The organism is Pedobacter foliorum, from assembly GCF_013266735.1.
GTDB classification, from domain to species: Bacteria; Bacteroidota; Bacteroidia; order Sphingobacteriales; family Sphingobacteriaceae; genus Pedobacter; species Pedobacter foliorum.
Map to the genome: position 1 here is coordinate 35,273 of NZ_JABSNU010000024.1, position 9,773 is coordinate 45,045.

At 39.1% G+C, this 9,773-nt stretch carries 5 protein-coding genes; all 5 read left to right on the forward strand.

The window, feature by feature from the left end:
* Positions 1–1,235: 1,235 nt before the first annotated feature.
* Positions 1,236–1,811, forward strand: a complete 576-nt coding sequence (locus HQN83_RS24575) for an RNA polymerase sigma factor (protein WP_173094321.1) — start codon at positions 1,236–1,238, stop codon at positions 1,809–1,811.
* 109 nt (positions 1,812–1,920) lie between these two features.
* On the forward strand, positions 1,921–3,057 hold the full coding sequence (locus tag HQN83_RS24580) for a FecR family protein (protein WP_173094323.1): 1,137 nt from the start codon (positions 1,921–1,923) through the stop codon (positions 3,055–3,057).
* A 300-nt stretch (positions 3,058–3,357) separates the two neighbouring features.
* Complete coding sequence (locus HQN83_RS24585; RefSeq protein ID WP_173094325.1) at positions 3,358–6,699, forward strand: SusC/RagA family TonB-linked outer membrane protein; 3,342 nt, start codon at positions 3,358–3,360, stop codon at positions 6,697–6,699.
* 26 nt (positions 6,700–6,725) lie between these two features.
* Positions 6,726–8,525 (forward strand): RagB/SusD family nutrient uptake outer membrane protein, encoded by a 1,800-nt coding sequence (locus tag HQN83_RS24590; RefSeq protein WP_173094327.1) that lies wholly within the window; start codon positions 6,726–6,728, stop codon positions 8,523–8,525.
* Positions 8,526–8,593: 68 nt separating this feature from the next.
* On the forward strand, positions 8,594–9,773 hold a 1,180-nt coding region (locus HQN83_RS24595), incomplete at its 3' end, for a beta-galactosidase (RefSeq protein WP_217277468.1).

The following is a 9,773-nucleotide window of genomic DNA, read 5'->3' on the forward strand; positions in this document are numbered from 1 at the left end:
GTAGTAATTAATGAGCAGTTATTTTACATTTTTTGCGATTGAAAAATAGAAAATAAATGAGTTGATGCATTTTGATTTGAAATAATACAGACCCAAATTTATACCCTTATATTTCAGGATGGTTATAGTTGATAATCAATAAGTATTGTAAGTTGAGAATGCAATACTGCCAGCCCGAATTGAGAGGGCAAAATGAATTTATTTTCATTTTGCCCTTTTTTACTCTTAAGAAATCGATAATTGACTGCTTAAATTGTTAGTGCAGCTGCCTTATTAGATTGAATACGTTCTATGACTTCTTTACGAATTGGTAATTTGGCTATTTTGATTAAATCGTCTTTAAATTGTTTCGTCCTCAATATGGCATAGGGTACAGATCCTTCTTTACGAAAGTAGAGAGGGATTTTTGGTTTAAATCATCTTTTAAAGCTTGTAAATTGTGTTTTTTTAGTTCGACCTCCGGTTAAGATAAGTTGTTAATAGCAGCCGCATTAAATTCGAACCGCCTATCCTCTTTGCTTTATGTAACTGTTACATAAATAGCACAGGAATTAACATGGGTTGTGCTGATGTGCTGGAGAATCCGTTACTCCAGACCCTTTGATTTGTGCTGGTTTGATCACTTTTGGAATTTATTATAATTATTGGAAAGGCTGATTTTTTGACGCTTTATAGGCCCTTTTTGAATGGTTAGTTTTTCGCAGAATAGCTAGTCAAGGCATTTCGAAATGAGGTATTCAGCAATTTCGGAGTCTACACTAAAGAGTAAAATCTCATTACTCTAGGAATTCATAGCAAATGGCAAAGAAAACAGTAGAATCTGCAAAAAAAACAGAGGTTTTACTCCTTATATTAAATGAACCATTAAGGGATGTCTGTGAACGGGGAAACCAAAATTTTATTTACCCTTATTTCAGTCAGAAGATTGACCGTCAAAATCAGTAAAAATTAGATCATTCACAATAACATTTGATATTTTCTCATGGTATTCCTTACAAATTTATAACTGTGTTCTAAATGATGCAAAATTATCAGTTTAAACCTGTGTGGTCAAAAAAACATCAATATTGATCAATATTGGAATAGTTTAAAAATATGGTTATAAGTAATTTGCCTGCTTATAATTTCTTTTACAACAAATTTAAATTGCCTACCACATATTATCAGGTCCATCTCCCTATGTGGTTTCGCGTAATATATGCTTTGTTTGATAGAACAGTTAGGGATTTTCCAACATGCTGAGGTATTGCAATCTGAATGATCAAGAATTAATTTCCCTGCTTAAGGAGGGTGATGAACTTGCGTACACAGAAATTTACAACAGATACAAAAGGCTCCTGCAAAATCATGCCTATAAAAAAATGGGTGATTTAGAAGAAGTAAAAGATGTGCTGCAGGAGCTTTTTGCAAACCTTTGGACGAAAAGGGCCGAAATACCTACAATCATCAACTTGTCAGGATACCTTTATACTGCACTCAGAAATAGAATTTTCAATATAGCTGCGCACAAACAGGTAGCATCAAAGTATGTAGAGTCCCTCCAAACCTTTATAAACGAAGATCATTGTATCGCGGATCATTTGATCCGGGAAAAAGAGTTCGCCTTGCTGATACAGAAGGAAATGGATGCCTTACCACCCAGGATGAGAGAAGTTTTTGAGTTGAGCAGGAAATCTGGCTTATCCCATAAAGAGATTGCCAATCAACTGGAGATCTCAGAACAAACTGTATCCAAACAAATCACCAATGCAATAAAAACGCTTAAGGTGAGATTGAGCATACTGTTTATCTTATTTTTTTTACTGTTTTAAGCGGTTTTAAGGGAAAAAAAAATTTTTATTTTTTTTTCAATTCATCTACCTGTTACCCCCCTCTTTAATTGTCTTAGTATTGAATTGGATATAAACCGCCCTCGAATTTATGAAAGAACAAGACGCTAAGGACTTATTAAAGAGATATATAGCAGGGAACTGTACCGAACAAGAAAAAGGTTTACTGGAAACCTGGTACCTGCAACATGAAATAAAAGATCTTTCTCAAATAGCTGAGGAGGATAAGGAAAAGCAATTGGATGAAATTTTTAGTTCATTGCCTATCCATCACAATCACGCGCGTCGTATTTCCTTGTGGCCAGGCATTGCTGCCGCGGCAGTAGCTTTAATTGCCCTTGGCTCAGCTCTTTATTTTTATCGTTATAAACTTCCTATGCAAGAGGTTGCGCAGCATCAATATGTTAATGACATTAAACCTGGAGGAAACAAGGCTGTACTTACGCTTGCCGATGGACGTAAAGTTGTCCTGGAAAATGCCGCAAATGGTGATATTGCCAAACAGGCAGGTGTAACAATTACTAAAACAAAAGATGGTCAGTTGGTCTATGAGGTTGCCAAGGTAAATGAAGACCCTGATGCTCCAAATCCCTTAAATACTATCACAACGCCCAAAGGTGGCCAGTATCAGATCAGTTTACCGGATGGAAGTAACGTATGGTTAAATGCAGCATCATCGCTGCGCTACCCGCTGGGGTTTAACAAAAAAGAGCGTAAGGTAGAGCTTACAGGTGAAGCTTATTTTGAAGTAGCCCATAATGCCGCAACGCCATTTAAGGTTAAAACCAATACTCAGGAAGTAGAAGTACTGGGCACCCATTTCAATATTTCTTCCTATCAGGACGATGAAAATATTAAAACTACCTTATTGGAAGGAAGTGTTAAAGTCTCTCAAATTCAATCTAAGGTGTCCAAACTGTTAAAGCCCGGCCAACAGGCAATAGTAACCAATACCATCAATGTAACTAATGTTGATGCAGAACAGGCCATTGCCTGGAAAGAGGATTTGTTTATGTTCAATGAGGATAACCTGGATCATATTATGCGCATGATTGCCAGGTGGTACAATGTTGAAGCTGTTTTTAACGATGAAAGCCTTAAAACTGAATTGTATAGTGGTTCAGTATCAAAGTTTGTCAATGTTTCGCATGTATTGAAAAAATTGGAATTGATGGGAGGAGTTCAATTTACAATTGAGAATCGAATAATTAAGGTTAGCAAAAAATAAGCTTACAAAAGCTTAAAATTAAATGTGAACCACACACACAAATGATATAATATAACCAAGTATTAAACCAACAAAATTATGAACAATCTGAAAGAAAAAACAGAGCCTTAGTGGCAAAAAAGCCGGAATAGAAAAAAACCAGCACCCGACTGCAATCGGAATACTGGTAATACTGTTCAGGTAGCCCAAAATTGTCAAGAAACAACATCTTAAAGCTTAATCTTAAACATTCAAATGTATAAAAATTCTACAAAATTTATATGCAGGCCCCGGCCGTACATAAATAAAATCTTACTAGTTATGAAACTAGCTACAGTTATACTAATAGCGGCAATAATGCAGGTAAGCGCAAATGGCTTTGCGCAGCGGTTAACCCTTAACAAGGGAAGTGTAACCCTGAATACTGTATTTAAAGAAATCAGGAAACAAACAGGTTATAATGTTTTATGGAAGCCGGATAAACTGAATGCCAATAATACAATACAAGCCAACTTTAGCAACGCTTCCTTAGATAAGGTGATGGAGGAAATCCTTTATGGAAAGAACCTGACTTACACCATTGATGAGAAAACCATTATTATTAAGCCTATGGCCAAGATGATTGAGACCATACAGGAAGTAATTACAGTTACAGGAACGGTAACAGAAAAATCAAATAAATTACCTCTAATTGGTGTTAATGTGGTCTCAGTCGAAGACAATAAGCTTGGAACAACTACCGATGCCAATGGTAATTTTGAAATTAAAGTGCCTGCCAACAGCAAGTTGTTGTTTAAAATGATCGGATTTCAGGATATAGTGGTCGAGGCAAAAGCTCGTCTTAACATTGAAATGGACCAAATGGTCAAGGAACTTGAAGAAGTTGTGATTGGTTACGGAAAACAGCAAAAGGATTTAGTTACCAGCTCTGTTGTAACTATGAAAATGGATGAAGCCAAAAGATCCATTCCAACCACAACCTTGGGGAACTTACTGGCAGGACAAATGGCAGGGGTTAGGGTAAACACCCCAGCAGGTCGTGCCGGAACTGCTCCTGAAATTAAAATTCGAGAAAAGTCTTCCTTTAACGATCAAAAAGTTTTGTTTGTTATTGATGGTTTGGTTACCGATAATGCAGCTGATTTTAATAATTTGAGTCCCAATGATGTCGACAACATCACGACCTTAAAAGATGCTGCTGCTACAGCTGCATATGGTGCACGTGCTTCTGGAGGTGTAATCGTGGTTACAACCAGACGAGGAGAAAGAAATCAGAAAGCTAAAATCAATTATTCATTTAATACCGGCTTTGATAAAAGAGGGAAAAATGCAGAAAGAACCAGTGCAATTGAAACCGGAGAAATCTATAACCGCATTAATCCAACTGCAGCTGATCGTTGGACCCAATCAGATTTTGATTATTTCAAAAATATCAACAATGGTTGGGGATATGACGTTATAGAAGATATCTGGCAGGATCCTTCTACGACTACACATAACCTCAGTGCCTCAGGGGGGACAGACAAACTCAGTTATTTTGTAGGTGGTTCTTATGTAAAACAGAATGCTTTCCAGAAAAATACATCTTTCGATAAATACAATTTTCGCGTTAACCTTACGGCCGATATCACTAAAAATTTAACCTTGTTTGCCGGGGTTTCCGCAAATAATAATGTTACCAAAAGACCTCCTGGAAAAGCTGAACACGATGAATACCGTGCCGAATTATTAAGGCAGCCATATAATCCGGTATGGACAGATGCAGGCAATCCTATTGCCTGGGACTGGAACAATGAGGGAGCAGAAATGAGGGGTGATGGAGGATATGCCAAGGAGAACTCGTTAAAACCGGTCATTAATTTAAAAGGGACGTATAAAATTCCTTTGATCGATGGCCTTAGCGCTTCTGCTCAGTACATCAGGGCATTCGATAATTATCGTAGCAAGACTTATTTTAAGCGCTATAATATGTGGGTGATGAAAACCTTCGACACACCAAAACAGATCAGTACCAAAGAATCTGATATGCTAACAACCAAGCTGTCGGGGCATAATTCAGAATATCTTTCCGAAGAATATACCTGGGGTGATGCGGCTCAGCTGAATTTTCAGTTGAACTATGACCATACTTTTGCAGAAAAGCACCATGTGCAGGGATGGCTTACCTATGAAAAGGCAGAAAATAAAGGAGGTGGTTTAAATGGAACCCGTGAAAGGTTTCCCACAATCTATACGGATCAATGGTGGGCCACCAGTGGCGACCGTGTGGATTCTTTTGTTGGGGGGAAAACAGAACAGACTACCGGACGAAAATCATACGTTGGCCAGCTATTCTACGATTACAGTGCCAAATACCTGGCCAGTTTTACTTTCCGCTATGATGGGTCCTATAAATTCGCTCCCGAAAACAGATGGGGATTCTTCCCATCAGGCTCAGTGGGTTGGGTGGTCTCTCGTGAAAACTTTTTCGAGAACGTAAAAGGAATTGATATGCTAAAAATAAGAGCTTCTGTCGGTACAACCAGTGCGGATAATGTTGATGCATGGCAATATCAACAGAAGTACGAAAACTACAATTCTGCATATTTTGGAACTACACCAAGCAATAATGTTGGTATTGGTTATGGAGGAATGGTTAATCCTGATATTACCTGGGAAAAAACGCGGACTTATAATGTTGGTGTTGACGTAAATTTCTTGCGCCATTTTAATGCCACTGCAGAATATTTCAAAACAAAGACCTATGACATTCTTATTGGTAGAGTTGCTCAGGTACCTCCAACTTTTAGCCGATCACTGCCTTCATCAAACTATGGTGAATATAGGTCCAATGGTGTTGAACTCACCGTTGGTTATCGCAACAAAAGCAGTAATTTGAATTACTATGCAAATGTAAATGCCAGTTATGCAAATGCAGTTCCAATTTTTAAAGACCAAAACATTACCTATCCATATCAAAATGAATTGAATCAATCAAGTTCAAGGGTAGTTACCTTTATCAATACAGGCATGCTTCGTACACAAGCTGATCTGGATGCTTTTGTTGCTGCCAATCCGAATTATAAATTTCAGGGCAGGGCTCCAGAGTTAGGTCAGCTAACCTATGCTGATTTGAGCGGTAAAGAGGGTAGACCGGACGGTATTGTTGATGACTGGGATCAAACCGTTGTTAAGACAAATACCAATCCTGTTTCACTAGGTTTAAACCTGGGGATTGAATGGAAAGGAATTAGTCTTGATGCAAGTTTTGCAGGTAACCTGAACACGTACAGAATGGTGAATGGCCTGGTAGATGGGAATGTGGAATGGAACCGTATGTGGAGACCATGGGCTTATGATGCATGGACACCTGAAAATCCAAACGCTTCATTACCCAGACGTTATTCTGCAAATGATGGAACCAGCTGGGTAACCAATACTCCCAGTACTTTTTGGTTAAAAAGAGCTGACTTTTTAAGGTTACGCATGTTGAACGTTGGGTATTCTCTTCCTGCCAGTATTACCAATAAAATGGGGATTGGCGGCTTGAAGTTTTATTGCAGCGGATCCAATTTGTTTATCATTAGTGGATTCAATAAGAAATATTACGACCCGGAAATAGGTGGGGGCTTTAGCTACCCTTTAATGAAGTCTTTCAATTTCGGTGTTAATCTGTCGCTTTAAATTATTCATAAAAAACTTTAAGAAACATGAAACTCAATAATAAATATGTAAAATTCTTCCTTAGTGGCCTATCTGCAGTATTGCTGATGTGGGGTTGCAAAAAAGGATTGGATTACCCAAATAATGGGGTAATAGGACCGGAAATGGTATGGGGTGATGCCAATATGATCAAAGCTTACCTTAATGGTATCTATGGGAAATCAATGCCGGAATGGCCATTTAACGGCGCCAGTTCAGATGAAGCGATCAATGCTCCTAAAGATTTCGGGAATTACTTGCGTGGTATTATTTCAGAAGCAGGTACCAATTCAGGTCTTGACTACAACATCATAGATAGAGCCAACTTTTTTCTGGATGAATTGGTAACCGTTCCTACCACTGTTTTACCAGATGAACTAAACAAACAATACACTGGTGAGGCGAAATTCTGGAGAGCCTGGTCTTATTGGCGTATGGTAAACCAGGTGGGAGGAGTTCCTATTATTTTACACAAACAGGATTTTAATGATGTACCGGGTTTATTCAAACCCCGAAATAAAACTTCAGAATGTGTTGCCCAGATTGTTAAAGATTTAGATAGTGCCATTTTGTTACTGCCGGGTGTTTATTCTAATGCCGCAGCAGACTATGGTCGTATTACCAAAGTTGCAGCCATGGCCATGAAAGGACGAGTATTGCTTAACTACGCAAGTCCATTGTTTAATCCTACTAATGACCCTGCACGCTGGCAGGCAGCCTATGATGCCTGTAAAGCAGCAGTTGATTTTGGTGCAACTCAGGGGCATGACCTGCATCCAAGGTTTCATACCATCTGGACTGATGAGCGAAATAAAGAAGTGATCATGGTAAATCAGTTCTTTTATCCGGGACACTCTAATAACTTTGGTTTCCTTCGTCCCGGTGCCGACAACACCAATCAGCCTTTGCTATCACTCTTATTAGCTTTTCCTAAAAAAGATGGATCTCCTATGGAGTTTGATAAGAATCAACTGAACAATCCAGCCTACAACAGTCAATTCATGACTGATTTTTATACCAATCGTGATGATCGTTTTTTTTCTACCATTTATTGCGGTGGAACACCACAGCCAACACCTGAGGAACAAGCTCCAGGTTATATTAAAGGGATGAGTTTTTGGAGCGTTTGGCGTCAGGATGGAGTAGATAAATATACCAATATTGCTCAAACTATTCATCCGGGTTACGGCGGTAATATGGGCTGTACAGGATTCTTTCAACGTAAGGGTATTGATACCACAGTTAATACAGTGGATCGTTTCAAGGCTCAAACAGATTGGGTAGAAATGCGTTATGCCGAATTGCTGATGAATTATGGCGAATGTGCCAATGAATTGGGTAAATCATCAGAGGCTTTAGATGTATTAAAAAGAATCAGAAAGCGAGCAGGTATTACTGCAGGTGTGGGAGGGAATTATGGTCTTACCGCATTAACCATCACTGATATAAGGGAAGCTTACATTAATGAACGTTTTGTTGAGTTTGCTTTTGAAGATAAGCGCTTCAATGACCTTCGTCGCTGGAAACGTTATGATATCCTGAATAACCAAATGGGAAGGCATGGTTTGTATATTACAGTAAAAGACATGAACAACTTGCCTTTGCCGTATGAAAAAATCACTAGTGCTGATGCACGTGCCAAGCTTACCGCAAACTATATTGATAATCTTGATGGCGATGGAACCTATAAATTTAACCTCGATTTGAATCACTGGTTTTATGCACTCCCACCATCTCAAATTTCTCAGTCAAAAAATGTTTTACTGCAAAATAAAGAATGGGGTGGAACTTTTGACCCATTACAATAATTGAATTTGGGGGCTGGTTAGAGCCCCCTTTTTACTTTTCCACACATTGAAGTCTAAATAAAAGAATCTTGAAAAAATCTTTACACACACAAATGTTCCGAAACGCCTGCTTACTCCTGTTTTTATTTGTAAGCGACACAAACGCTCAATCGCGGCAATTAACAACATCATCATTACCGGTAAAACAATTTGCTCATCCAGATCGCATCCGGTATGATGGCTCATGCATGAGCATCGAGGGCAAAGATGTTTTTATCTACAGTGCCGCGTTCCATTATTTTCGATGTCCGCAGGAGCTATGGCGTGATCGTTTCAGAAAGATCAAGGAAGCGGGATTTAATACCGTAGAAACTTACATTCCCTGGAACTGGCATGAACGCAGTATGCCCTCAGGACTGAACGATAATTCCAAATTCGATTTTAAAGACCTGAAAGCCTGGTTAAAGATGGCTCAGGATGAATTTGGGTTTTACACCATTGTACGTCCAGGACCATTTCTTTGTGCTGAGTGGTCGGGCGGAGGTTATCCCCGCTGGCTGGCCAAGTTTGGTCCCGGTAAAGGCGATTTGTGGTTACGCAGTGCCGATCCTGAACATATCAAATGGTCTGTTCATTGGTACAATGCGGTTTCTAAAGTATTAGCCCCGGAACAGATTAGCCGGAAGAAGAAGGGACAAAAGGGCATCATTATGTTTCAAATTGAAAATGAATACGATGCACATGGTACCAAAGACAAAGAAATTTTCCTAAAAGCTTTGTATCATTCTTATAAAAATAATGGCATTGATGTACCCTTGTTTACCTGTCTTACCAGCGAGACCAGGGCCAGCAAAGACCCTGAATTGTCGCAGGTATTCGATTGCGATAATTATTACGTGGCCAATTTAAGTGATGCACCAAGTTGTGCCCGCCGGATGTATGATCTTCGCAAAAAACAAATTGATGCTCCTGGCTTCGTAACGGAATTACAGGGAGGTTGGTTTTCTTTGGTAACCGGAGCACTGAGTGAAGAACACTATTCTGATGCGCGTCATTTTAAGGCAATTGGTTTAATGAGCATGCTTGGTGGAGGTACCGGAATCAACTACTATATGTTTTTTGGGGGTACTCATTTTGAAGGTTGGGGCGCACGCGGTATGACCACAAGTTATGACTACAATGCGGCCATCAGAGAAAGCGGTGCAACAGGACCAAAATATTTTGCGGCCAAAGCCATGGGTGAATTTATCAATGAATATGGAACTAAAC

Bases quoted from the DNA above. Each gene is read 5' to 3' on its own strand.
- HQN83_RS24575 (WP_173094321.1), top strand. From the start codon at position 1,236: ATGCTGAGGTATTGCAATCTGAATGATCAAGAATTAATTTCCCTGCTT.
- HQN83_RS24580 (WP_173094323.1), top strand. From the start codon at position 1,921: ATGAAAGAACAAGACGCTAAGGACTTATTAAAGAGATATATAGCAGGG.
- HQN83_RS24585 (WP_173094325.1), top strand. From the start codon at position 3,358: ATGAAACTAGCTACAGTTATACTAATAGCGGCAATAATGCAGGTAAGC.
- HQN83_RS24590 (WP_173094327.1), top strand. From the start codon at position 6,726: ATGAAACTCAATAATAAATATGTAAAATTCTTCCTTAGTGGCCTATCT.